Here is a 25,057-nt window from a genome sequence, read left to right as displayed (position 1 = left end):
TCAGAAAGATCCTACGGTGCGATACAAGAAGTTAATAATCATTCGCGATTTCGTGTTATAACCGACCCAGCCGAGCAATCCAAGCTCTACGCGCTTGCAAAACTTTTAAAAAAGTAAGTACAATCCCTTACTTTTCTGGCAAGCGGCCCATCTATAACATTTTCATAAATATTGCTTATGATCGACGTCTTTTTAATAGAATACGCACAGCTCCTCGGTTGCTATTATGAGAATGCACAACCGCCAGAATCATGGGGCGCACGTCACTACGCTGTAACCACAAGGGCAATTCGCGGCGAATAGTACCCCCTCGTGCACCACTCCCCAAGCCTGTAACAATCTCAACACAACGCCACCGCATCCCTCGCGCACGATGCATAAAATGCAACAAAGCCTCAAAAGCATCTTGGACAATGTAACCATGCAAGTCGAGGCGTGCTTCAACACGCATCTCCCCCCGCGACAGGCGCCTCCATTGCGTATTATCAAGCCCGGGGGAACGCTCCCCAATAGCAAGCTCTTGAGCACGTTTGGGCCGCTCCTGGGCTACAGAAAGCGTTGTTTTAAACGCTTTTAAGGCCTTTGGCTGTACAGACTTCTTCCGATGTGCTTCTAAAGTTTTGTCAGGTTTAGCAGGAGATGGTGGCAGAGAAGACTGTGCATGAGAGGCCCTTAACGGCGCGACATCACGCATAGCCAAACGCCATAACGCTGCCTCACCATCTTGTACGCTCCGTTTCCCCACAGCCTATTTCCCTAATCATTCTGCTCGGTTGACGCTCGCACCATAATGGGCCTGCATCTTATTGTAAAAAGACGCGTTAATACCCTAGTTAAACACCGTTCTCGGCAAGCATCGCCCGCAAGCGCTCGCGAGCAACGCGTACATAGCTTGTATCTGCTTCAATCCCAATGCCTTGGAGACCTAGTTTTTCCGCAGCCAAAAGCGTTGTTCCTGTTCCCATAAAAGGATCAAGCACAACACTATCCCCGTCAAACCCATGCAATTGCAAGCAGCGCTCTGGTAATGCTCGTGGAAATGTCCCTGGATGGCTAAACTTCCCCTTGCGACTACGCACAGTTTCGTAAGGGATAAACCATGTATCCCCTCGACAACGACGATCAGCAGCATGCTGACGACGGGTGATATTGCTCTTATCGGTAAACGGCACACCCGCCTGTAACCGCTCAACCGGCACATCACCATTTTTCGTTAAATGAAAAACATGCTCGTGATTTCGGTTCACAAAACGTGGTGAATTGACGGGCTTGAAATGGCCATATGTCACATCCCCAACAGCGACAGATTTTATCCATGAAATATGGTTCTGCAACGTAAAGAGACGCCGCAAGCGAACCATAAGCTCAAAAGGCAACCACGGCTGAGACGATGAGCCCGCAATATTGAGGAAGAAGGAGCCATCGTCACGCATAACGCGTGAGATTTGTGCACAGACCCCTTCCATCCACGCTAAATAATCTTCCTCAGAAAGGCGATCTTTATAGCTACGATACGCTAAGCCTAGGTTATAAGGCGGAGACGTAATGACGACATCAACACTCTTTGATGGCAAGCGTTTTAACACACGAGCACAATCTGCACGGTATAAAATGTGCCGCCCTAACGTCTCCCGGCGTGTGCGAATCATTTGGATGGAAAGTCCAATGCTTCCGACGTTTCTTCTGATTGCGCTGACGGTCTGGGCAGCAATAAAATCATACGGCCAGGGCTTTTGAGGTCGCCGGCCATCGCTTCAGCACTCTCTCCCCATCCTGTGAAGAGATCCGCCCGTCCAGCACCTCTGATGTTTGTACCAACATCTTGCGCAAAGGTTAAATGCTCCCAAGGTGCCATTTGCCCTTGCTGGTCTTTCACAGAGGTTTCCACCCAAATAGGCGTCGCATACGGAACCAGTGCACGGTCAATTGCCAAAGAACGTTGGGGCGTCAGCGGTATACCAAGAGCGCCTCCCGGCCCTTCAAAGGGGGAGCGTTCCACCTTACGGAAGAAAACATAATTAGGATTCTTCTCCATAACGGAGCGCATGTCCTGCGGATGCGCCTGCAACCATTCCCGAATGCTTTCAGCTGTCACTTCTCCCGTCTTCAAGGCCCCACGCTCTACGAGCACGCGTCCAATCGGATTATAGGGCTGCCCATTTCGCCCATCATAAGCAACCCGCATCATTTTGCCATCGGGAAGGTGGAGTCGTCCGGCCCCTTGTAGCTGTAGGAAAAACACATCAACGGGGCTTTTTAGCCAAGCAATTTCAAGCCCTTTGCCATTCAACGCCCCCGCATTAATCGCCGCCCGATCATCATAAGGCTGGAAGACGGAATTAACCCAGTGACCAAAGACAACCGCGCCCGTATCCGTACGCCCACGCAGCAAATCAGCAGGACGCCGATAAAGAGGATATTGATAAGCCCCTTGGCGCTGTAAAGAAGCCTCAACTTGCGGCTCATAATAGCCTGTATAAAAGGCTGGATCTTGGATGAGATAAGGCTGAAACCATGTCTCAAAATATTGCCGAGCTTCTTCAGAGGTAGTTTGCTCAGACGATGGCAAAGCCCGACACGCTCCCGCCCAGTCACTGACCTTGCGCCCATAGGGCAATGACGTCGCCCCCCCTAAAGACGCATTGGGAGACAGCTGCGTTAAACGGCGACACTCAGTGCGCACTATACCCAACAACGGCTGATGCTGCTCTTGCTCCCAATGACTGAGATGAGAAAAGTCCACCTTGTGAATGTCCATATCTCCCGAAGGGACGCCTGGCATGCATGCCGAAAGCAGCACAACCAAAGCAAGCAGGGGCGAATAACGCATCATGTCAGCACTACCAAAACTCGGCCATTCCATCGCCAATAGCGCCCCCATTACTGGAGGCGTTAAATTATCAAAAGCAGCTTAAAGACTTTAAGCGACCGCAGTCTCCGCCAAGCGCCAATGCCCGTCAATCAGAGCAAGTCCCCACATATCACGGAATTCAGTGAGAGATTCAGTCCCCCCAACCATTTTCCCATGAGAGTTTTTTGCATAGCGAACCTGCCACGATGTAATCAGCACATTGATCTGGCAACTAGCGGCTTGCTCTTCAGGAAAGGTAATATCGGCAATTTCCAACCGTTCCATCCGTTTCACGTCAACGTGCAAACGATCGCCATCCTGCTCTCTCTGCCGCAATGCTTTTTGAAAAGCTGTAAAGACCTGAGGCGTCAGACGTTCTTCCAGCAGCAGGATATCGGTATGAGCAAATGCCTGCACGATTTTTTGGAACATCTCTTCAACCTGTTCCAAAAACGCCTTCCCCTGAAACTTGGAGGATAACGTCGCTACCTTGAGAAGCTTTTGCCCGAGCGGGCTATCCGCCTGCGGCACAACATACTCTGTCTGCTCCTCCGCAGCCTGAACACTCCCCGGCAATGGAGGGGGTTGCATCGTATTCGAAGCCGTCTTGCGACGCCCCATCTTTTCTACATGTGCCATGAGCCGATAATTCTCCTGCCTATCCCCTTGTGCGCCAATTTTACGCCCAAGCACGCGATATAACGTTGCACCTAAGATGAGCGCAATGACAGCCAATACAATAATATCCCAAGGGGGGTGAGCCATTATATATTCCAAGACTGGTTCCAAACCTTAAATTTGCCGGTCCGACAAAAGCTATCCCTAAAAATAGAATGCCCAGCCACTAATCTCAACCTCCCCCTCCCCTTCAATTCTGCTTAAAAAGCTTATCATATGCTCAAAACGTGCATTTTCATGGGCTGAAGCCCGTCTTCTTCTTGGCCCATTTAGCAATCCATGCTACCGGCTAGAGACTATTGTTTTGCACATAACTAGAAAAAGTTGGAAATATTATGTCCGCCAACGAAAACAACGCTCCATCTCAGGATAACACACCGCCCAGCATCCCGCTGGCGATTAACCTGCAATATACAAAAGACCTCTCTTTTGAGGTTCCACGGGGCGCTGAAACCTTCGCCTCATTACGCAGTGCTCCGCAGGTTGGTGTTAATATCGACGTGCAGGCAAATCGTATTGAAAAAGACCAGCCGGTTTTCGAAGTCTCTGTCATCATCCGCGCAGAAGCCACTGAGCCTGCCGCTGAAGGCAGCAATGAACCTGGTCGTATCGTCTTTATCGTTGAGCTCACCTATGCGGCGATCGTCACACTAGAAGGCGCCCCTGATGACCTCGTTGAGCCACTTCTGCTGGTCGAGGCCCCACGCCTTCTCTTCCCATTCGCTCGTGCGATTATCAGCGATGTTACCCGCGATGGTGGCTTCCCACCGATCGTGCTTCAGCCGATCGACTTTGCTGCTCTTTGGCAAGCAAAGCGGGAACAAAACTTCCCAGAACCAGAAGGCGAAGCATAAAATCCGCTTCAAAAAGGAGGGGCCTCGGCTCCTCCTTTTTTATGTCAGGGGCTCCCAAGCACCGCTACCGGATCGCCAAAACAGACCTCACGCCACACAATGTCTCGTGCTTCAGCGGCAATCGCCTCAGACAAGCACACAGCCCGCACGCTCCGCAAAGCGGCGGTCAGCGATGCTGGGCAAAGAGAAAGAAACGCACGCACCGTTTCTACCGAATAAAAACAGATCGCCTCAACATCTCGTTCACTCAACGCCTGCACAGCTTCCTTTGCCAAGCAAGATGTGCGTTGAACTTGATACCCCTTGACCCATCGGGCTCCAAGCTGGTCTGCAACCGCACGGCTATAAGCCTGACCGCGCCAGCCGCACCCGCACACAAAGCTCACACGTTCTCCTGACACACCATAGGCGCGACAAAGAGCGACCAGCCCCTCTCTCTTCCCTTGAGCCGCCTTTACCTGTGTAAAGCCCGCCTTCCGTGCGCGATCTGCTGTCTGCTTACCTACTGTAAGAAGAAGCCGCTCTTTAGGCTGCTCAGCTAGCGCAGGTAACGCCTGAGCACTCGTAATGACCAACGCATCTCCCTCAATAAACGGCAAAGGCGCTACAGGCTGTATCACCATGACAGGGCAAGACACAGCACGCCATCCCCCCTCCCGTAACCGAGCCAGCGTGTCCGACAAACCCGGCTCAGGGCGCGTCACTACGACCATACGAGAGGGAGCTTTGTTCATGATGGATTAATAATTTTTTCAAAGATATGCGGAGGCGTATTCGCACGCAGCTCAATCCCGAGCTCTCGCCCCATTTTAGCAGCGTCTGCTGGGCGTCCCTGCGCTTCACGACGCAGTAAAAACGTTCCATCCTCGCTCGCAACCAAACCGCTAAGATGAAGCACACCGTCTGTGAGACGCGCATAACCACCAATTGGCGTACGGCACGACCCATCCAGCTCTGCCAGCAAGCTGCGCTCTGCTGTGGCAACGGCGCGGGCCTCTGGGTCTTCAATCGCAGAAAGCAGCTCACGCAATTCGTAATTACTTTCTCGCAAGGTCACACCCACGATTCCCTGCCCCGCTGCAGGCAGCATGTGCTCTGGCTCTAAGGGGACATCAATGCGGTCTTCCATCCCCAAACGTTTCAACCCAGCATAAGCGAGCAACGTCGCGTCACACGCGCCTGCATTAAGCTTATCAAGGCGGGTCTGCACATTGCCACGCAATAAGCAAAAACGCAGGTCAGGACGTCTATGAAGCATTTGTGCCTGCCGCCTCACCGAAGCACACCCAACCAACGCCCCTTTAGGCAAACAGGCATAAGGGTCATTGGGGTCTACTTTAACGGTTCGATCTCGCAGAACGAGAACATCACGTGCATCTTCACGCTTCATTGTGCACGCTAAGACAAGACCAGGTGGAAGATTGGTTTCCAAATCTTTTAAACTATGCACGGCGAAATCAATCCCGCCTAACGCAAGAAGTTCGTGAATTTCTTTGGAGAAAAGACCCTTCCCACCAATTTCAGCCAAACGATCTTTCAAATTCAGATCGCCTGACGTATTCATCTGCTCTTCTTTAAAAGCGCCCATATCGCGCAAAACAGGGCAAAAGCGCGTCAGACGCGTTAGAAAATGGCGCGTTTGCACCAACGCCAGAGGAGAGGCACGCGTCCCAACCCGCAGCGGCAATTTATTACGCCGCGACGATGAGTTTGCGTGAGAGCGCTTTGCTGCCTCAGCAGCAATATGCTGAAGAGCATCAGAGGAAGGAAGAGATACAGTCATAGCGGTTTCTGTATCTGGGTTCATTAGGGGTGTCATGCAAGAAAATTATTCGGCATAATGAGATTATTATGCCCAGTCTTGCCTCTGTTACCCCTTTGCTTGCGATCGAAACATCGTGCGATGATACCGCGTGTGCGATCCTTGACGCCAACGGAACCGTCCTTTCTGAAGCCCTTTTGTCGCAGGAAAGTCATGCCGCTCTCGGTGGTGTTGTACCGGAAATTGCAGCCCGCGCACACCTTGATATTCTGCCAAATTTGGTTGATCTCACCCTCGAGCGCGCTGGCCTTACTTTAGGTGATATTGCCCACTTTGCTGCGACCACAGGCCCCGGTCTTATTGGAGGGCTCATCGTTGGGAGTAACTACGCAAAAGGGCTCGCTCTTTCACAGGGGAAACCTTTTATAGGCATCAATCATATCGAAGGACATATTTTGACGCCACGCCTTCCCAGCGCTCTTGCTGATGAGGGAATCACGCTCTCCTTCCCTTACCTTGCTATGCTCGTCTCTGGTGGGCATTGCCAATGCGTGAGTGTCGAAGAAACGGGGCATTATCGTCGTTTAGGTGGCACGATTGATGATTCAGCAGGTGAGGCTTTTGATAAAGTCGCCAAAATGCTCGGTCTCGGCTGGCCCGGCGGCCCTGCTTTGGAAAAATTGGCAACTGAAGGTGACGACACGGCCTACTCCCTTCCGCGCCCGCTCAAAGGGCGGGACGGATGTGATTTTTCCTTCTCTGGCCTTAAAACAGCCGTTTCTCGCTTGATTGAACCTTACGGGAAGGCCGCCCTCTCTCACCGCGTTGCCGCTGACCTTGCGGCCTCCTTCCAACGTGCTGTCGCAGATGTGATGGCAGACCGGGCCGAACATGCCCTCGCTCTAGCACCGCAAGCCACTGCCCTTGTCGTTGCGGGGGGCGTCGCCGCTAATCGTACCTTACGCGCACGACTGGAAAGCGTTGCCGAACGGCACGCTATCCCTTTCCTCGCCCCTCCATTAAGGCTTTGCACCGATAACGCGGTTATGATTGGCTGGGCTGCGTTAGAACGCCTTGCCCAAGGGGAAAGGCCTAACGATATTACCATAGCACCCCGTCCACGTTGGCCGCTTTCTGAGCGCCAACCCTATCGATCTTCTTCCGTGGAGACATTGCCATGACCCGGCTTCCTCATATCGCCGTGATCGGCGCTGGGGCATGGGGCACGGCCCTCGCTTGCAGCGCCGCTCAAATCGCCAACGTGTCCCTATGGACACGCAGCCCTGTTGCTCCGGACACACGCTCTATGCCGCGCCTGCCAGATGTGCGCTTGCCAGAACGTGTGTCTGTGACCAATAGCCTCCCTCATGAGGCCGATATTGTACTGCTAGTCGTCCCCACCCAAGCACTGCGCGATACGTCCCTAGCACTCGAAAAAAACCTTCCTGCTCATGTGCCGGTTATCACCTGCTGCAAAGGGATGGAACAAGGCACCTTTGCATTGCCGCTAGAGGTGCTGACGCAAACCATGCCAGACCATCCAGCTGCTGTTCTTTCTGGCCCCAACTTCGCCATTGAAATCGCTAAGGGCCTCCCTGCCGCTGCAACACTCGCAGCATCAGACCTGTCCTTTGCTCAAGACCTCGCAAAACGCCTTACCACCCCGACATTACGCCTTTATGCCAGCAATGATCCTTTTGGTGTGCAGATGGCCGGGGCGGCTAAAAATGTCATCGCCATTGGGGCTGGGATTACCGTTGGTGCAGAGATGGGAGAAAATGCCCGCGCTGCACTCATTACCCGCTCTTTAGCGGAACTTGGCCGCTTGATTGAAACAATGGGCGGACAAGCCCGCACCATCTATGGTTTAGCAGGCATGGGGGATCTCATTCTTACGGCCACGGGCCCGGGGTCTCGCAATTATAGCCTCGGGATCGCGCTTGGTCGGGGGGAAAGTCTGGATTCTATTCTTGCCCAACGCAGCACCGTCTCTGAAGGGGTGCTTACCGCGCCAACCCTCCAAAAGCTCGGGAAGCAACACGGAATTGAGACCCCTATCATAAACACCATCACACGCCTCCTGTCAGGAGAAGTCACACCTGAACGCGCTCGTGATGAGCTGCTCGACCGGCCTCCTGCTTTAGAATAACTCACCCTCTCTCTCCTCCCCTCGCTTATGACGGAATAAGACAATGACAACGGCCTATGATTTCCGCCTCCCCGCTCTTGAAGGGGGAGAGATTGACCTTTCCCAATGGAAGGGGCGCCCTCTCCTGATCGTCAATACAGCGTCTGAATGTGGGTTCACTCCCCAATATGAAGCTCTGCAATATCTCTGGCGTACCTTGGGCCATTCCACACCGAATGGTTTGATTATATTAGGGGTGCCGAGCAATGATTTTGGTAAGCAAGAACCCGGTTCAGCAGACGATATCCAAGGGTTCTGCCAGCGGCGTTATGGGGTGAGCTTCCCGCTCGCAGCAAAAAGTGCTGTGCGTGGCCCTCATGCGATCCCACTCTTCCGCTGGCTCGCAGATGAAGGAGGCTTCCTCTCACATCCACGCTGGAACTTCTACAAATATCTCATCAATCGTGAAGGTAAGCTTCAACGGTGGTTTACCCCGCTGACACGCCCTGATGCACCGCGTTTTCTCGAAGAAGTGCAGCGCACCACCTTTAAGTATTAACCCTTCTTCTCATGCCCTCTTTTCCCCAAGGCCTGTGCCGTGCTGCGTAATCTTTTAACCGTTGGCGGATGGACGATGCTCTCCCGCCTTCTCGGGCTTGTCCGAGATCAACTGCTCGCCATGTTCTTAGGGGCTGGCCCGGTTCAAGATGCGTATCAATTTGCCCTGCGCCTGCCCAATATGTTCCGCAGCCTTTTTGGGGAAGGCGCACTAAGCGCAGCCTTTGTGCCGCTCTTTACAGCACGCTATGAAAAAGAGGGCCGCCATAGTGCACTCGTCCTTGCTGGGCAGGCCTTCTCACTGCTTTTGACGTGGCTTATTTTGCTGACCGTCATTGCTGAACTCTGTATGCCGTGGCTCATTGACCTCACAGCGCCGGGCTTCCGCCATGGCGGCGCAGAGCGTTTCGCACTCGCTGTGCAGCTTACCCGCATCACCATGCCATACACCGTTCTGATTTGCGGAGCGGCACTCGTCGCCGGTGTGCTCAATGGGCGGAACCATTTTAGTGCAGCATCAGCGGCCTATGTCTCGTTTAATGTTGTCGGGATTACCGCCATTCTCCTTGGGGCGTTCTTCTGCCCACACAATGTCGCGCGCATCAGCGCGTGGGGCATTACAGTCTCTGGCATTGTGCAACTTGGCGGGCTGCTTTGGGCTGCAAAACGCGTCGGTGTCCTGCCCATCATTTCCCTCCCCATGCTGTCGCGCGACGTAAAACTTCTTATCAGACGGATGGTTCCCGGCTTAATCGGCTCTGGTGTCACACAGATCAACCTGACGATTGATACAATCATTGCTACCCTCTTACCGACGGGTTCTATTTCGTGGCTCTATTTCGCTGATCGCGTCAATCAACTCCCCCTTGGTGTCTTAGGCGCAGCATTAGGCACAACATTGTTGCCACTCCTGACCCGCCATGTGACCGATCAAGACCGTCCTGCTATGCAGGCAAGCCTCAATAAAGCGCTGGACTACGCGTTACTCCTTACCCTTCCGGCAACCATGGGGTTGCTCGCCTTAGCTCCTGCGATTATCGCTGGCTTGTTTGGCTATGGCCATTTCACCGCACGCGATGTCATCCATTCAGGTGAAGCGTTGCGCGCTTATGCGCTCGGCCTCCCCGCTTTTATTGTCGTCAAACTCTTAGCGCCGGCCTTTTTTGCTGAAGGCGATACCGCAACCCCCGTCCGTGTGGGGTTCCTCACACTCACGCTGAACCTTGTGTTGAACCTCCTGCTCTATCGCACTCTTGCCCATATCGCACCGCCGCTTGCCAGTACCATCGCCGCTTGTGTGAATATGCTCATTTTAGGGATTATGCTCTATAAACGCGAAGCCTTCCGCCCAACAGCACACAGTGTCAAACGCAGCTCGCTCATCGCTCTATCTGCTGTGCTGATGGCAGGATGGGCCTTTGGCGGAGAATGGCTCTTCGCCCCTACCCTTCCAACATGGCACGCTCTGCCGCGCTTAATGATGCTCAGCGCGCTGATTATATCCAGCGCGCTGATTTACGCTCTTTTGCTCATCTTCTTCCGAGTGCTCAGCCCTTCCGAGCTGAGCAAAATGGTCAAGCGCCGCCTACAGCGCCAGTAAAACAGCTTCAAGTAATTTAACGAGTGCAACGAGCTTCTGCTGATCATCCTCAGAAAAGCGATCTTTCCGTGGGCTATCAATATCCAACACCCCGTACACCGCGCCGTTCACTATGATGGGAATCACAATTTCCGATTCGGTCGCACCATCACACGCAATGTGACCATCAAATTGGTGCACATCCGCCACGCGCTGCACAGAATGTGACTGCGCCGCAACGCCACACACACCCCGTCCAACGGGAATGCGCGTGCAGGCTAACCGTCCCTGAAACGGGCCTAAAACAAGCTCTGCATCACGCATGATGTAGAACCCAACCCAGTTCACATCAGGCAACGCCTCGTAAAGCAGAGCTGAAAGATTGGCCATATTAGCAATAGGATCTGATTCTGCCTCCAAAAGCCCTTGGGCAACCGGAAAAACATCATCAAACGCGATAGACTGTTGGGGTGCTGTACTCATGCACCATAGATTAAAAGCTTTTCACCTTCTCGCAAGAGAGAGCAGACAAGACTAATTTTTTCCGTATAATGAAAATTTAATATCTCTGTCTCCACATCTGCACGGTTCTATGCCCGATATCAGCGCCTCACCGTCTCTGACGTCTTCAGTAAAAAAAGCCACACCCACCATGGCTCAATGGTTCACACTGAAGGCTCAGGAACCGGATGCGCTGCTTTTCTTTCGCATGGGTGATTTCTACGAGATGTTCTTTGGTGATGCCGAAACGGCCGCTACGGCACTCGACATTACTCTCACCCATCGCGGCACCCATGAAGACCAACCGATTCCTATGTGCGGTGTTCCCGTGGGAACTGCCCAAGCCTATCTCTCACGTCTAATCCGCCGTGGCTTTCGCGTGGCCGTTGCGGAACAAACAGAAACGCCCAAGAAGGGCCAAAAAGGCCCATTAAAGCGCGAAATTACACGCGTTATCACTCCCGGCACGCTGACTGAGGATGAACTGCTTGAGGCCGGGCGCCCTAATATTCTCCTCGCGATCACAGCTCCAGTAAAACGTCGCAAATCCCCTTTAGGGGCTGCTTGGATTGATATTTCAACCGGCTCTGTTGAAACTGTCTCCCAACCCACGGCTAATCTGACAGAACTTCTCGCCCGGCTTGATCCCTCAGAAATTTTGGCTGATCCCGCCCTTATTCCCGAAGAGCACCAAGAACGTCTCACACCATCCACCACACGCCTCTCTCTTGATAAAGCTGATGCCTTAATCGCAGAAGCCTATCATGTCGCTCATAGTGAAGCGCTGGGGGACTTCCCAGACGAGCAGCTCATCGCCTGCGCAACATTGCTGCATTATGTCCGCCGCAGCCAAGCAGGGCGTCTCCCCCGCCTTAGCCCGCCTATCCCCGAAGGGCATGGACAGATTATGGGGCTAGACCCCGCCACACGCGCCAGCCTAGACCTACTCCGCTCCCGCGATGGCGGAACAGAACACACGCTTTTTACCAGCGTAAACCACACCAATAGCGCTGCGGGAATGCGTCTTCTGGCACGGTGGATTTCCACCCCCGTTACAGACCTTCTTCGCATTGAACGACGACAAGAGGGTTGGCTTTGGCTGCATGCCCAAAAAGAGCTCACCCCACAGCTTCGTCAAACGCTTCGTCAGACACCGGACTGCTCTCGTGCCCTTGGGCGTATCTCCAGCGGGCGTCCACTCCCGCGGGATCTTGCCTCAGTCCGCGACACACTCCGTAGCGCTAACCATGTAACCGAACAGCTCGCGGCCTTTTCTTCTGACGATATGCCGCAGGCAATCCGGGCGATTGGTTCCGCCTTGTATGGACGAGCCGATACCCTGCTTGAGCGGCTCGATCATGGGCTGGCCCACGAACTCCCCGTGAAGATTGAAGATGGCGGTGTCATTGCGGCGGGCTTTGACACAGAGCTTGACCGCCTTCGCAGCCTGCGTGACGATAGCCGCCGCACACTCGCCCAGCTTCAAGTACGTTTATCGGAAGAGTATGGCGTCACCAATTTACGCATTCGCCATCATAACCAGCTCGGCTATGTCATTGAGGTGCCATCCTCCACAGGCGCGAAGCTTCGCCAACGGGACGATCTTTACGTTCGCCAAGGCACGGCCAGCCTCACGCGCTTTGCTAATGATGAGCTTATCGCTCTTGATAAAGCGATCCTCGATTCGTCCGAACAGGCCATGCAGCTTGAGCGGCACATCTTTAACACGCTCGTTGAGCATATTCTCCAAACACCTGAACTTGATGAGATCGCCAGCGCCCTTGCTGAACTAGACGTTCTCACCTCTTGTGCGGCCTTGTTAGACAAAGGCGGTTGGTGCCGCCCTATAGTTTCGGATAGTAAAGAATTCTCCATTCAAGCGGGGCGTCATCCCGTTGTTGAAGCAGCCCTTAAACGCAGCGCCTCACCAGAAGCGCGTTTCATCCCCAACCATTGCGCCCTACCGCCAGAAAAGCACGTCATGCTGCTCACCGGCCCTAATATGGCGGGGAAATCCACTTTTCTGCGCCAAACAGCCCTAGCCGTTATTCTCGCCCAAGCCGGCCTTCCCGTTGCCGCAGAAAGTGCTGAGATTGGCGTGGTCGACCGGCTTTTTTCCCGTGTCGGTGGCGCAGATGACCTCGCTCGTGGACGATCCACCTTCATGGTGGAAATGACGGAAACAGCCGCTATCTTAAACCAAGCAGGGCCGCGCTCTTTTGTTGTCGTTGATGAAATTGGCCGCGGCACCTCGACCTTAGATGGACTTTCGATCGCATGGGCCACATTGGAAGCACTGCACTCCCAACTTGGATCACGCACCATTTTTGCGACGCATTTCCACGAACTCAGCGGGCTGTTACACACACTTCCTAAGCTTGCGGCTTACACCATGGCTGTGCAAGAGTGGGACGGTCACGTTGTCTTCCAACATGAAGTCAAACCCGGAAGTGCTCATAAAAGCTGGGGCCTCCATGTTGCCCGTCTCGCCGGTATCCCTTCTTTTGTAATCCGACGGGCAAAGACGCTCCTCACTCGCCTAGAAGATGAGCAAAAAAATCTCGTCTCTCCTGATGAGACACAAGAACTTCCCCTCTTTGAGACATCCCCCCCCTCTGCCAAGCCAGACGAAGACGAACTCTTTCCCGAACCTTCAGCCCTCCATGCGGCTTTGGACGAGATTGACCCCGATGCGCTCTCTCCACGTGATGCACATGCGGCACTCTATCGGCTTAAAGATATGATGACGAAAGGTTTTTCTTGAACGTCATGATGAGACTGCGCAACACTGAAACGAAAACACCACGCTCCTTTCACCCCGACTCCGACAGATCTCACGGTATGCCCCAAGCCGACCAACAAAACGTAGCCACACGCCCTCCTGCTGCTCTGCATAACCTTCCGCGGGAAAAAGCAGTTAAGCGGCTCAGGCGGCATTTGGGTAATGAACGTAAACATATCCGTCATGAGTTTGAAAAACGACATCTGTCAGGGACTGAGGCTGCACGCGCCCTCGCCACACTCATGGATAAAATCGCCGTTGATCTTTGTGGTTACGCAGGCTTACCAAATGGCGATACAGACAAAGACGAAACATTTTGCCTGTGCGCAACAGGAGGGTACGGTGCAGGATTGCTCGCGCCCTTTAGTGATGTCGATTTGCTTTTTTTGACCGATGATACGCCGTCAGAAAATCTTCTACGCTGTATTGAATATGTTCTCTATACGTTATGGGATCTCGGCCTCCGCGTGGGGCATGCAACGCGCTCCCAAGCAACATGCCTTGAGAGTGCGCAAGAAGACCTCACCACCTGCACAGCCTTGCTTGATTTGCGCCCTCTCTACGGCAATAAAGAAAGCGCTGACGCTCTCCATCATGCCCTGCGCGCTTATCTTACCGGCCCCACGCTGGAGCATTTTGTAACAGAAGCCATCGCTCAACGCGAAGACCGCCATACCCATTACGGCGCAACGCCCTATCTCGTTGAACCCCATCTCAAAGCCGGCCGCGGGGGGCTTCGTGACCTCCAAGTGCTGAACTGGATTGGTCGTGCCTCCCTCGGCCTTCTAATCTCCCGCGCAACGCCGCTCCGTCGTGAGCTTGGCTTAGCTCCTGCATGCGTTCTGCTTGGTCTTTTTACAGAACGCGAAACCTATCGCGCCGAAAAAGTATGGGACTTTCTTTGGACAGTGCGGCTCCATCTTCATTACGTTACGGGACGAAATGAAGAACGTCTCACATTTGACGTACAGCCCATTATTGGCGCGCGTATGGGGTATGCTAGTCATGGGCGTCAACGCGGTGTTGAACGCTTTATGCGCCATTATTTCCTTATGGCGCGCTCCATCATGCGCCTAACGCATATTCTACAACCCGCCGTGCTTCTTTATTTACAAAACCAGCAGCGCGGTCGCCCACCTTATGTTGAAGAAGGGCCTGAAGAGTTCCGCCGAATTGATGGATGTCTAAGCCTCACAGACCCAACGGCTTTTGCGCGCAATCCTCAGACTCTTCTTCGATTATTGGATTGCGCCCGCCGCCATGAGCTTCCCCTTCACCCAGCCGCCGTTCAACAGCTCATTCGTTTCGAACGCCATATTACCCGCCTCAAGCATGATCCTGCCACGATTAGGATTTTTCTCAATCTTCTTTGTGCCCCCGCGCCAAAAGCACCATCTCCCCCCATACGCGACGATGAAAAAAATTTTTGGCTCCCTGTCCTGAGTGAAACCGGCCTTCTCGCGCGGTTCCTTCCGGGATGGTCCCGTATTTTAGGGCGCACGCAATTTGACGGGTACCATATTTACACCGTTGATGAGCATACCATCGAAGCTGTGCGAATTTTACGTCAGATCGAAAATGGCCATATGGCTGATGAAATTCCAGCTGTTTATGGGCTCACACGCAACCTTCAAGCACGGCAAGCTTTGTTCCTCGCGACTTTACTGCATGATATTGGCAAAGGACGCGGTGGAGGACATTCTGAAATTGGGGCACAGATTGCCGTCACGACATGCCAACAGCTCAATCTCTCAGCTGATGACACTGATACTGTTTCATGGCTTGTTCTTCATCATCTCCTCCTCTCACGCACTGCCTTTACGCGCGATATTGATGACCCGCATACGATCCTCGATCTTGCCGATATTATTCAATCCCCAGAGCGCCTCCGCCTGCTGCTTCTGCTCACGATCTCTGATATTCGTGCTGTCGGCCCGCGTGCGTGGAATGCTTGGAAAGCAACACTCCTTTATCGCCTCTACACGCGCATCGCTGATGTATTAGACGGCGGCATGCAAGCCAGCGAAAATGATGAGCGCGTTACCCAAACACGCGCCCTAACACGTGAGGCTCTGAGCACGTCATTACCTGAAGAGAGCGTTCAGCATTTTCTACAGCTTGGGCGACCGGGCTATTGGTTGGGGTTTGATACACAAACTCATCTGCGTCATGCCCATCTTGTGCACAACCATCTGAACAGAGCGGGCAATGACCGCATTACCGTCGATATCCACCCCCTCCCGTCACGCGGCATTACTGAGCTCACCATTATTTGTCCCGACCAACCTGGTGTGTTCTCAGAAATTGCTGGCGCTTTAGCACTCTGTGGCGCGTCTATTGCTGATGCACGTATCCACACATTGAGCAACGGCACCGTGCTCGACTCTTTTTGGATCCAAGATTCATATGGAGAAGCATTTGAAGAAGAAGACCATCTAGAACGCGTACGCCACTGTATTACAGCAGCCTTGAAGGGAGATCTTAACCTTAATGAAGCATTGGCTTCCGCAACACCGCCTCTCAGCCGTCGCCTAGAAGCACTGCCTATCCCCTCTCGAGTGATTGTCGATAATGACGCTTCCGAATGGTACAGTGTTGTCGAAGTCAATGGGCGTGACCGCCCCGCCCTGTTGCATGACCTCACGGCAACGTTAAACCGCGAAGGCGTGCAGATTTCTTCCGCTCATGTCACGACATACGGACTACGCGCTGTTGATGTGTTTTATCTCCATGATGAACAAGGCCTGAAATTGACCGATCCCACTCATTTAGAAAAGATTAGAAGGGCTTTGCTCCACGCTCTTACCAACCCTTCCATTGAGCACCTTTAACAGCCGAGCCTCTATCCGATCTCTAAAGAGACAGCGTTCTATCTTAGGCAAAGGAGATAGAACGTCACGCCCCATATAATACTGTTATACCCCCGCCTATAACAAAACCAAGCGACCAGCACACTTAGACGTGACACAAAAGGCGAGAACCAGGTTGAATCACTAATCTCATCCCCAACCTCCAGAGGAGGCGCCAATTGCACATCACCCGCAAAGCCTACCATGACAAACAGAAGGAGCGTTCAGACGGCTAGAATGACAGACTTTGCTATAATGCATTGAAGGCATCTTCATGTCCTTGTCACCCAACGTCTCCTTTCCGAGAAAGAAACGATACATATATCCATCATTCGGAAAAGAGACGTAAGATTATCCTCTATGCTTATAAATCCGTCGATAGAGAGAACTTGAAGGTTCTTGGCATCCCTTCAGTCAAATACCCTCCGTAAGCCGAGGCCCAATACCGCGTATTCGCCAAGTTTTCGACCCCAAATCGCATGGTCATCGGATGACGATGTGTGGCGAGGAACGTATAACGCGCACCAAGGTCAAAGCTCGTCCATGTTTTCACACGTTGCGTGTTGGTCGCATTCACCCATTGCGGCCCTGTATGGGTCACACGCCCCGTTAAAGTTCCACCTTTGATGAACGGCAGGTCATATTCTATATTCCCGTTGATCGTATAACTCGGAATACCAACCGCTTTTTTTCCCTGCGTCGCACTGCTTGATGTCCGCCGCTGCACGGCCTGCGTAATGGATGTTCCTCCATTAAAGCGTAGCCCCTTGATAATCTGACCATGTAGGCTGAACTCAATACCCTGATTCCGCTGACGCCCATCCATCGTGTACAGCGCTTGCCCGGTATTGCCGACAGGCACGCCATAAGCATTTGGCTGCGTCATCCGGTAAAACGCTAAAGACGTACTAAGCGTTCCGATGTCATATTTCGCGCCAATCTCATATTGCTCTGTTCGGTAAGGCGCAAAGATCTGCCCGGAATTAATATAAGTACTTCCAGCCTGTGGCCCCGGTGATAGCCCCTCAGTGCGGTTAAAGAAGAGAGCACTATGCTTCGTGGGATGCACAACGAGCCCTACAACAGGCGTAATCGCGTTTTGGTCGTACTGCGATTCAAGAGCGCGCGAATTATAGCCAAAGCTCTTTGTTCGAATATTTTGAAAACGAAAACCACCTGTAAGCGCAATACGGTCGTGCCAAACAGAAACAGTATCGGAGAAGAATAAACTATACAGACGAACGGTGTTTATCGTCTTCGGGTTTTTGACATCTCCGCCATACCAAGTAGGTGTTGGCTGTGCAAAATTCTGCGTGTTGTAAATATTGCTCGCCGTGGAGCTCGCGAATGAATACGCTGTTGCTGTATCTTCCCAAAGGCCAGAACCACCCGCATTCATCTCATGTTTGAGTGGCCCCGTCCGGAAATGTGCTCTTACCCCTGCATGCGTACTTTCGTTAGTTTGGCGATACGGAACATATAGAAACCCCGTTGTAGCATCACCAGTCTGAGCATTATTAACGGTTGGGGAGCCGTAATTCCCTTTCTCATCGCTGCTCATACCCCCAAAAGCACCGTAGAATGTTAGGTGCTTATTGAGATCATGCTCAACATTCAGCATCCCGAAAATATAATTAAGCTCTGTATAGGTCCAAGGCTGTCCGTAATTATGCGCAGGCGCGACAGGACGCGGCGTAGCCGTAAGACCAGAACCCAGCAATAGCCCTGGCCGCCCCTGCTGCACGCCTTGGTTTTGATAGTTCATATCTAAGGAAATACGCGTTTTATCGTCGTGCCAATCCGTATCAAAACCAAGGGCGGTTGAATGACGACGTTCGTGCTCAATGGATGTTTGACCACTCATGCCCGCCACATTCAGACGCACACCGAATGCTTTATGGTCTCCAAAACGGCGGCTCATATCAACACTGCCGCCACCCATAGCGCTACTGGTATAATCGCCCGTTAAGCGCAAAAGCGGGTCGTCATCAGCGTGCTTGAATTGTAGATTAATCGTCCCGCCAATCGACGTTCCCCCCGGTGCTGCACCATTTAAAAACGCACTCGCTCCCGTAAGTAATTGAACCTGATCATAAAGCTGCGGCGAGACAAGCTGACGCGGCGTGATGCCATAAAGGCCGTTGATAGACACATCATCGCCATAGACAGGGAAGCCACGGATGACAAACAATTCTGAAAAATTCCCATACCCGTAGGTCGTTCGAACCGCAGGATCATTTTGCAGGACTTGTCCCAGCGTTTGTGACTGCTGATTGAGAATCAAGCTTGAGGTATAGCTATGAATGCTAAAGGGGACATCAAGGCCCTTCTTATTCCCCAAAACACCCAGCTGTCCGCCTGATTTAACCAGCATTTGTTCGCGCCGACGCGCCTTAACAATAAGGTTTTCCTGCTTACTGGGGGCGACAGAAGCTTTTGGGGCCTCTTTTTTCTCTTTATGTGCCTCTTCAGACTGTACCGCGGTTTCAGCCAATGCCAGACTATCAGGCAAAAGACCTCCTCCCAACAAACAAAACAAACCTGCTGAGCAGCGTGTGAAGCGGAAGGAAACGGGCATATCGCGTGCTCTACCTTACGAATGAGATGGAAAACGCGCTCTCTATATGCCATTGAGAATTATTTGCAACAAAAAATTAAAATTTTCCTTCTCCCTCCCTCTCAAGAAGATCTCATCTCGTTCATGTCAGAAATCGTATTTATAGCTTTTTTTAGTTATATATCTTCTTACAAAATTATTAATCCTCCTCTCTACTTGATAAATAAATGTCTCACGGACAATCTCTGCTTGAAAGACCGGTTTTTGACCAAAACTCGCAAGCATAACAGCAGACCTAACTGAGCCAAAACCGTCAAAATCAAATGTTAAATTTCTTTTTTTAGCTATCTCAATCGCCTTCCATATGAGAAGCATATTTTTCCCTGCAACCCTTGATTCCATCGACCTTACAGATTGCCAATAATACAAAACGTTATCATCCCATATGAGCAAAGCAGCGGATACCAAACGGCCACCGTCAGACGCATAGAGAGCAACCGCCTGCCCCCTTTTATAGGCCTCATTAAAAAGCTTACGTAAGAGAGGAAAATCGTGAGTATTATAGCGCACTTCCCTACGTGACAGGGCAATAAATGCCTCTACCGTTCCCTCGTAACGAATCGTCAACTTTTTTTGTGCTGTTCGGATCAAATTACGTGTTTTTTGGTCACAATCCCGCCATACCTCATCTAATGGTTTGTGACGTGGAACCCGGAATGTAAAATCTTGATAGACTTTAAAACCAGCTAATTTAAATGCAAATGCTGACTCATTCTCCGGATCAATAAAAAACCTTACCCCATGCGTTTTAGGCAGACGAGACGTAAACTCATCTACAACATGGCGTATATTCTGCTGTCGCCGAAAAGTTTTTGAGGCAGGTAAGTCAAAATATGGCCCCAATGTCCTAGTATATTTTGGCATCTTGATAACGGAAAAACCAAAACGACTTTTTTTCAAAAAAGGGAGAACAGCAACGACCTTCCCACCCATTTCAACATTAATATAGGAAACCTTGCGACCTGTTGAACATTCCAACCACCAATCTTGGTGAAAAATAGACCGCTCTTTGCTGCACGATAAAAATTCCATCATGAATAGAAGATATTATTTTTTAATTCATTCATGAAATTAAAAAATATTAATCGTAAATTTTTATTTAATTTTTACTTGTTGCTTTTTGAATGAATTAGAAAAAAACAAATAACATACAAAATTTATATGATTTTTTACTCTTAATTATTAAATGAAGTTAACCTAATATTAGTGATAAAATCACTAATTTAATTATAAAATATTATTATCAACAAGAACTATAACCTTTATTGTTTTTTATACTCTCCCAAGGTCACAAATTTTAAACTCCCCCCTCATTAGGCGAAATAAATCTTGTATTTTTTATACATTATATATAGATGCAACTTATTATTAACAACAACCGCTCGAACATTGAAGGCAGCTTCTTATGTCTCCAGCTCTTCGCTCATGGATTGTATTTTTCCACCGCTGGACTGGTTTTCCCGTGGGAGTGGGGCTTTTCGTCCTCTTTGCCAGCGGTGCACTTGTTACGTTCAACCTCGAACTCCAACAATGGATGCAACCGCAAACAGCCATTCTGGCGCCAGAAACTACCAATGGTCTTACCCACGCAGAGAAGCTCCTCCTCCCTGAAGGAAAGAAGGATGAAAAAACCTCTAGTTTCCTCCGCCTGCCCTTCAATCGTGACCCGGTTTTCCGCCTTTGGCAGTATGATGGATATTTTTTCCACGGCCCCGCCCTCCATCCAGAAACGGGTCAGCCCCTACCGACACGCGATGTAGTGGGAAGCTCTTTTTTCAACACGCTTCACGCGTATTTTTTTCTGCCCAATTTATGGGGCCGTAGCTTAGTCTCTCTTTTAGGCGTTATTCTTCTTATCCCTCTGATAACGGGTGTTATTTTACATTGGCGGCGCTTTTTTAGCGACCTTATGCTCTTTCGTCCCCATGCATCGTCCCATCGCTCTTGGCTGGATTTTCACCTTCTGATCGGCACGCTTACCTTGCCATTGGTGTTCATCATTGGCCTTTCAGGAGGAATTTTACAGATACAAAACATACTCAGCAGCCTTGTCCCTTCCCCTGTGCATCGCTCCCTTCCCCCTACACACAGTCCCCCTCTCTCTTCAAAAAGCCTCTCGGCATTAGAGGCACAAGGGAAACATGTATGGGGAGAGACAGCAGGGGGATTTTTCATGCCAATCGGCAACGATATTTACCTCTACCGCCCAGACCAAGCGACGTTTTGCATCACCCGTGCTCACATCAGCACCACACATCCCATCCCTCGCACTCTCCCATACTGCCCTGACTTCCATAGTATTCTAACCGGCATTCATCTTATGCGCTGGGCTGGCCCTACAATGCGCTGGCTTTATTTCGGTCTCGGGATTATCGGCGCTTTTCTCATGGCTAGTGGTCTCATTCTTTTCTACAAAACAGAGCGCCGCCAGATAAAAGAAAGAAGTCCCAGCAGTTCTTGGGGGCTGCGTGTGATCTATGCCGTCAATACCGCTACGATTATTGGTTTCTCCATCGCAACGCTAGGCTTACTATGGAGCACTCGGTTGCCAGCACTGCCAGTCTTGCCGCCCCGCTCTTGGGAAACAGCCCTCTTTTTTGCTCTTTGGGCTGGCAGCCTCATACATGCTCTATGCTTCCGCAAGGCTGCACGATGTCAGTTATTGCTTCTGTGTATTATGGGGCTAGGCCTTCTTCCCGTAGATTTACTGACACGTCCTTTGGTTACAGATCGACCATTACTCTTCCTTAGTGTTGATGGCTGTGGAGTAGCTGTGGGTCTTCTCAGTCTCTTTGCCTATCGTAGAAGTTGTCTGTCATGATTGCTCTGTGTCTATCACTTCTCGGCTGGGCCGCTGCCTGCCTCTTCCATCTCAGCGTTCAGCCAAGCTATCGCCGCCGTGCACTCTATCGCTTTCCCTACTCTCTTTCAGTGCAGCGATTCTTACGCCTCCTATGCCCAACCATCGCCCTCTTCGGGAGCTGTCTGTATGAAGGTATCGTAGGGCTGTTTATCTGGAGCTTCTCTGCACCGTTCATCAGTATGGCCGTTACCTTCTTAAATACGTTCAGAATCTGGGAAACGCTTTTTCAACGCCACGACAAGGCGCTCAATCACTGAAGGCCAGGCTTCATAGGGCGGTGCAGCTTTGTCGGCTTGAAAGATCCTGACATTTTCATACCAATCATGAGGCCTCTTCCAGCGCCAATCTCCCCCATAACGATTCAACAACCATAAAGGACGGCCCTGCGCTCCTGCGAGATGAGCAACCAACGTGTCCACACTCACCACGAGTGAGCAACGACCAATTGTCTCTGCTAATTCCGTAAGCGATGACAGCGGAACACGCTCCATCCATTCCGGCACATCACCATTTTGCTGCAAACTTAAGAAGCGCACGCCTTTAACATGCCTTAGCGGTTCCAAAAGTGCGACAGGAATCGAACGGCGTCGGTTAAACCTATAAGACGCATTACCCGCCCAGCAAAGCCCAACAACACACGCCTCTTCCTCAGAGCCAGTGCTTAAATATGGCGATGAGGAAGGAGGGTTTTTCATACCCAAAGCATAGGGCACGCTTAAAAGACTTTGCTGCGCAATGACAAGCCCTTCACTCGACAAAAGCCGCTCTTGCGGAAGAGCAAAGCATTGCTCAACAAGGTCCATCAGCGGTTGGGGAAACTGCAGACGCACAGGCCGTCGCTTTATAACGTCAGGCAGAAACCGCAAAAACTGCACAGCATCACCTAACCCTTGCTCAGCATAGAGGGCGATCGGCTCTTCCCCTGCCTCTCCCTCCCAAAGAGGGCAATGCGGTAAAGGGCGCGTAAGCTGTAATGGCAAAAAATCACGGCGTTTTTCAAAAGCCTGCCAGCCTTCTCGCCACTGCCCTTTTTCCAAAAACAAGGCCGCCCGATTAAACTGGGCTTTCGCCGGTAACGTGCCATATTCCTTTTCAAAATGATCTAACAAAGCACAAGCGGCTGCACGATCGCCCTTATCATAGAGAGCAGCGTTCCAGTTCATCATAATAGCGGCGTCACTAGGGAGCTGATGCTGGGCTTTTTGGAAATAATCGCAGGCCTTATCCATATAGCCCAACGCACTTTGCACAAGCCCCATATTATTGAGCGTTTCCGCCGTATAGCAGCCTTGGTCTAAGGCCTCTTTTAGCGCAAAATTCGCCTTATCCCACTGTCCCGACGTAAAAAGTGCACCGCCATAATTCGCCCATGCAGCGCGATCTTTGGGAGCTAACTCCAAAAGCCTTTCCCATGACCGTAAAGCTTCCCCCAACGCCCCGCGCTTCTGCTGCGCTTGCGCGAGCAACCCCCATAAGGCGCCCTGTTGTGGCGCTAGACGCACAGCCCGCTTTAAAGAACGCACGGCCTTTCCGGCGTTTCCTAGAGCAAGATAAGCCTCCCCTAGTCCCGCCTGCGACGCCGCCTCCTCAGGGCATAACAGGACGGCGATTGAACATGCCGCCCGCGCAGCTTCAGGTTGATTTTCCGCCAATAACGCTCGCCCTAATGTTTGATGAATCCGTCCATTTAATGCATCAGAACAGGGCGCTTGCGGTTGTTGCATCAGACGCCCCAGCAGAGCCACAGCCGTTGCTGACTGCCCGCGCAACAAGGCAATAGAAGCGAGAATATGCACAGCCTCCGGCACCATCGCGTCACGTTGGGTGATCACGTCACGCGCTCTTCTTTCTGCTTCTGTAAAATGCCCCGCCTGCAGAGCGCTTAATGCCTCATGAAGAGGTGAGTCTTCCATAAAATCTCTCCCTCAAACGGTTTCTTTGGCTTTCATCAGCTCAAATAGTGCTTCTTATCTTGCCAAAAGCCCTTAGAATCACAAACATGCAGTTTATGACTATGCGTTTTTCTCGCCTGATTTCTTCGTGCTTTCTTGGAGCCTGTGCCTTACTGACAGGTGCCACGCAAGCTCATGCTGACCGGCCATGGCAAGACGCCCCCGTTCCAGCCCGTTTTATCTCCGACCATCCTCTGTCATCGCCTGTTGAAGGGTCGCTAACAGCCCTGCCCAGCGGCACGCTTTACAGTCTTGATTCCCACGGAACACCACAACGGATTGACCTTGTGGATGGGCAGCTGTATCCACTGAGCGGCCTTCCTCCTCTCACCACCCTCACTGCTAACAATCAAGGGCTTTGGGGCATTACCACTGGCTCTTCTGCAGAACTACTGTCCTTTGCTCCGTCATCAGGGACGATTGCCAGCCGTTTCCCCCTCAAAAGCGTCAGCCATTCTGGCAGTCGCTTCTCTGCCCTTCAAGTCACCGATCAACACGCTTATCTTGTTGATGATCCCAATCCCGCTTTCGTGGTCATTGATCTTGATAAAAAACAACCACGCCGCCTTCTTGAAGGCTCTCCCTCTCTCAGCTCTCACAGCCCTCTCCGTCGAGATGGGAAAGAAGTGACCACAGCAGACGGCACACCGCGCTCTGGTGGGAACGTGCGTTTTATGGTGATGGATCATAGCCGGCAATGGCTCTTCTACCAAACCCCAACAGGCCCTCTCTACCGCCTCGCAACGGCTTTGGTGACCGACCCAAGCGTTAGCCCTATTGAGCAACTTGAAGGCATGGCAAATTGGCGCCGCACCCCAAGCCTTGGAGGCCTAGCCATTAGCAAAAACGATACGCTCTATATGGTCGATATTGATCATGGCGATCTCCTCGCTTTCGGTGCTGACCGCATTCCTCTCCGTCTTCTTCATGACCCGCGCCTAACGCATACCCGTGATATTGCGCTCCTCCCGCGCAGTTCTCGAGCGAATGCCCGCATTGCGGTATTGCTTGAAGAAAACGCACCTTCTTCTTCCCAAAAGGCCTCCCATATCGCTGAGATTGGGCTGCCCTGATCTTCTTTTA

At 51.7% G+C, this 25,057-nt stretch carries 19 protein-coding genes; 9 read left to right on the top strand and 10 right to left on the bottom strand.

The window, feature by feature from the left end; translation table 11 throughout:
• Positions 1-175 precede the first annotated feature (175 nt).
• The 4 genes from F457_RS0100855 to F457_RS0100840 form a co-directional block, all read right to left on the bottom strand.
• A complete protein-coding gene (locus F457_RS0100855) occupies positions 176-745 on the bottom strand; it encodes a Smr/MutS family protein (RefSeq protein ID WP_018979236.1) in 570 nt (189 codons plus the stop codon).
• Positions 746-833: 88 nt separating this feature from the next.
• On the bottom strand, positions 834-1,649 hold the full coding sequence (locus F457_RS0100850) for a DNA-methyltransferase (RefSeq protein WP_018979235.1): 816 nt from the start codon (positions 1,647-1,649) through the stop codon (positions 834-836).
• Positions 1,646-2,863 carry a murein transglycosylase A gene (gene mltA, locus F457_RS0100845; protein ID WP_245539077.1) on the bottom strand — a complete coding sequence of 406 codons (1,218 nt, stop codon included), beginning with the start codon at positions 2,861-2,863 and terminating at the stop codon, positions 1,646-1,648. The genes F457_RS0100850 and mltA overlap by 4 nt, the downstream gene beginning before the upstream one ends.
• Before the next feature lie 57 nt (positions 2,864-2,920).
• Positions 2,921-3,616, bottom strand: a complete 696-nt coding sequence (locus F457_RS0100840) for a Tim44/TimA family putative adaptor protein (protein ID WP_018979233.1) — start codon at positions 3,614-3,616, stop codon at positions 2,921-2,923.
• A 248-nt stretch (positions 3,617-3,864) separates the two neighbouring features.
• On the opposite strand from F457_RS0100840, the gene secB reads away from it, so the two are divergent.
• Entirely contained in the window at positions 3,865-4,383 is a 519-nt protein-coding gene (gene secB / locus F457_RS0100835) for a protein-export chaperone SecB (protein WP_018979232.1), read from the top strand.
• 44 nt (positions 4,384-4,427) lie between these two features.
• On the opposite strand, the gene F457_RS0100830 is transcribed toward secB, so the two are convergent.
• A complete protein-coding gene (locus tag F457_RS0100830) occupies positions 4,428-5,117 on the bottom strand; it encodes a uroporphyrinogen-III synthase (protein ID WP_018979231.1) in 690 nt (229 codons plus the stop codon).
• Positions 5,114-6,190, bottom strand: coding sequence for a hydroxymethylbilane synthase (hemC, locus tag F457_RS0100825; protein WP_018979230.1), 1,077 nt, complete (start codon positions 6,188-6,190; stop codon positions 5,114-5,116). The genes F457_RS0100830 and hemC overlap by 4 nt, the downstream gene beginning before the upstream one ends.
• A gap of 44 nt (positions 6,191-6,234) precedes the next feature.
• Between hemC and tsaD the strand changes: the two genes are divergently transcribed.
• From tsaD to murJ, 4 genes are read left to right on the top strand one after another with little or no spacing between them, the layout of a single operon-like run.
• Positions 6,235-7,326 (top strand): tRNA (adenosine(37)-N6)-threonylcarbamoyltransferase complex transferase subunit TsaD, encoded by a 1,092-nt coding sequence (tsaD, locus tag F457_RS0100820; protein WP_018979229.1) that lies wholly within the window; start codon positions 6,235-6,237, stop codon positions 7,324-7,326.
• Complete coding sequence (locus F457_RS0100815) at positions 7,323-8,294, top strand: NAD(P)H-dependent glycerol-3-phosphate dehydrogenase (RefSeq protein ID WP_018979228.1); 972 nt, start codon at positions 7,323-7,325, stop codon at positions 8,292-8,294. The genes tsaD and F457_RS0100815 overlap by 4 nt, the downstream gene beginning before the upstream one ends.
• A 43-nt stretch (positions 8,295-8,337) precedes the next feature.
• On the top strand, positions 8,338-8,832 hold the full coding sequence (locus F457_RS0100810) for a glutathione peroxidase (protein ID WP_018979227.1): 495 nt from the start codon (positions 8,338-8,340) through the stop codon (positions 8,830-8,832).
• 39 nt (positions 8,833-8,871) lie between these two features.
• Entirely contained in the window at positions 8,872-10,431 is a 1,560-nt protein-coding gene (gene murJ / locus F457_RS0100805) for a murein biosynthesis integral membrane protein MurJ (protein ID WP_026294057.1), read from the top strand.
• Here the strand turns inward: murJ and F457_RS0100800 are convergent.
• Positions 10,417-10,893 carry a GAF domain-containing protein gene (locus tag F457_RS0100800; RefSeq protein ID WP_018979225.1) on the bottom strand — a complete coding sequence of 159 codons (477 nt, stop codon included), beginning with the start codon at positions 10,891-10,893 and terminating at the stop codon, positions 10,417-10,419. The two genes, murJ and F457_RS0100800, sit on opposite strands and share 15 nt — an antisense overlap.
• A 109-nt stretch (positions 10,894-11,002) precedes the next feature.
• Here F457_RS0100800 and mutS point away from each other — a divergent pair, with 109 nt between their 5' ends.
• Both mutS and F457_RS0100790 read left to right on the top strand, forming a co-directional pair.
• Complete coding sequence (gene mutS, locus F457_RS0100795; protein ID WP_018979224.1) at positions 11,003-13,675, top strand: DNA mismatch repair protein MutS; 2,673 nt, start codon at positions 11,003-11,005, stop codon at positions 13,673-13,675.
• Positions 13,676-13,752: 77 nt separating this feature from the next.
• Positions 13,753-16,524, top strand: a complete 2,772-nt coding sequence (locus F457_RS0100790; protein ID WP_245539075.1) for a [protein-PII] uridylyltransferase — start codon at positions 13,753-13,755, stop codon at positions 16,522-16,524.
• A gap of 382 nt (positions 16,525-16,906) precedes the next feature.
• Here the strand turns inward: F457_RS0100790 and F457_RS0100785 are convergent, their stop codons facing one another.
• Together F457_RS0100785 and F457_RS0100780 are read right to left on the bottom strand one after the other, a co-directional pair.
• Positions 16,907-19,120 carry a TonB-dependent receptor gene (locus F457_RS0100785; protein WP_018979222.1) on the bottom strand — a complete coding sequence of 738 codons (2,214 nt, stop codon included), beginning with the start codon at positions 19,118-19,120 and terminating at the stop codon, positions 16,907-16,909.
• A gap of 126 nt (positions 19,121-19,246) precedes the next feature.
• Positions 19,247-20,194, bottom strand: coding sequence for a GNAT family N-acetyltransferase (locus F457_RS0100780; RefSeq protein ID WP_018979221.1), 948 nt, complete (start codon positions 20,192-20,194; stop codon positions 19,247-19,249).
• Positions 20,195-20,564: 370 nt separating this feature from the next.
• On the opposite strand from F457_RS0100780, the gene F457_RS0100775 reads away from it, so the two are divergent.
• A complete protein-coding gene (locus F457_RS0100775) occupies positions 20,565-21,980 on the top strand; it encodes a PepSY-associated TM helix domain-containing protein (RefSeq protein WP_018979220.1) in 1,416 nt (471 codons plus the stop codon).
• 236 nt (positions 21,981-22,216) lie between these two features.
• Here F457_RS0100775 and F457_RS11790 read toward each other — a convergent pair whose 3' ends face one another.
• A complete protein-coding gene (locus tag F457_RS11790; RefSeq protein WP_018979219.1) occupies positions 22,217-23,935 on the bottom strand; it encodes a tetratricopeptide repeat protein in 1,719 nt (572 codons plus the stop codon).
• An 86-nt stretch (positions 23,936-24,021) separates the two neighbouring features.
• Between F457_RS11790 and F457_RS11785 the strand changes: the two genes are divergently transcribed.
• Entirely contained in the window at positions 24,022-25,047 is a 1,026-nt protein-coding gene (locus F457_RS11785; protein ID WP_018979218.1) for a hypothetical protein, read from the top strand.
• Positions 25,048-25,057 lie beyond the last annotated feature (10 nt).

This window comes from Saccharibacter floricola DSM 15669 (genome assembly GCF_000378165.1).
GTDB lineage: Bacteria > Pseudomonadota > Alphaproteobacteria > Acetobacterales > Acetobacteraceae > Saccharibacter > Saccharibacter floricola.
This window is presented reverse-complemented; position numbering and strand designations above follow the sequence as displayed.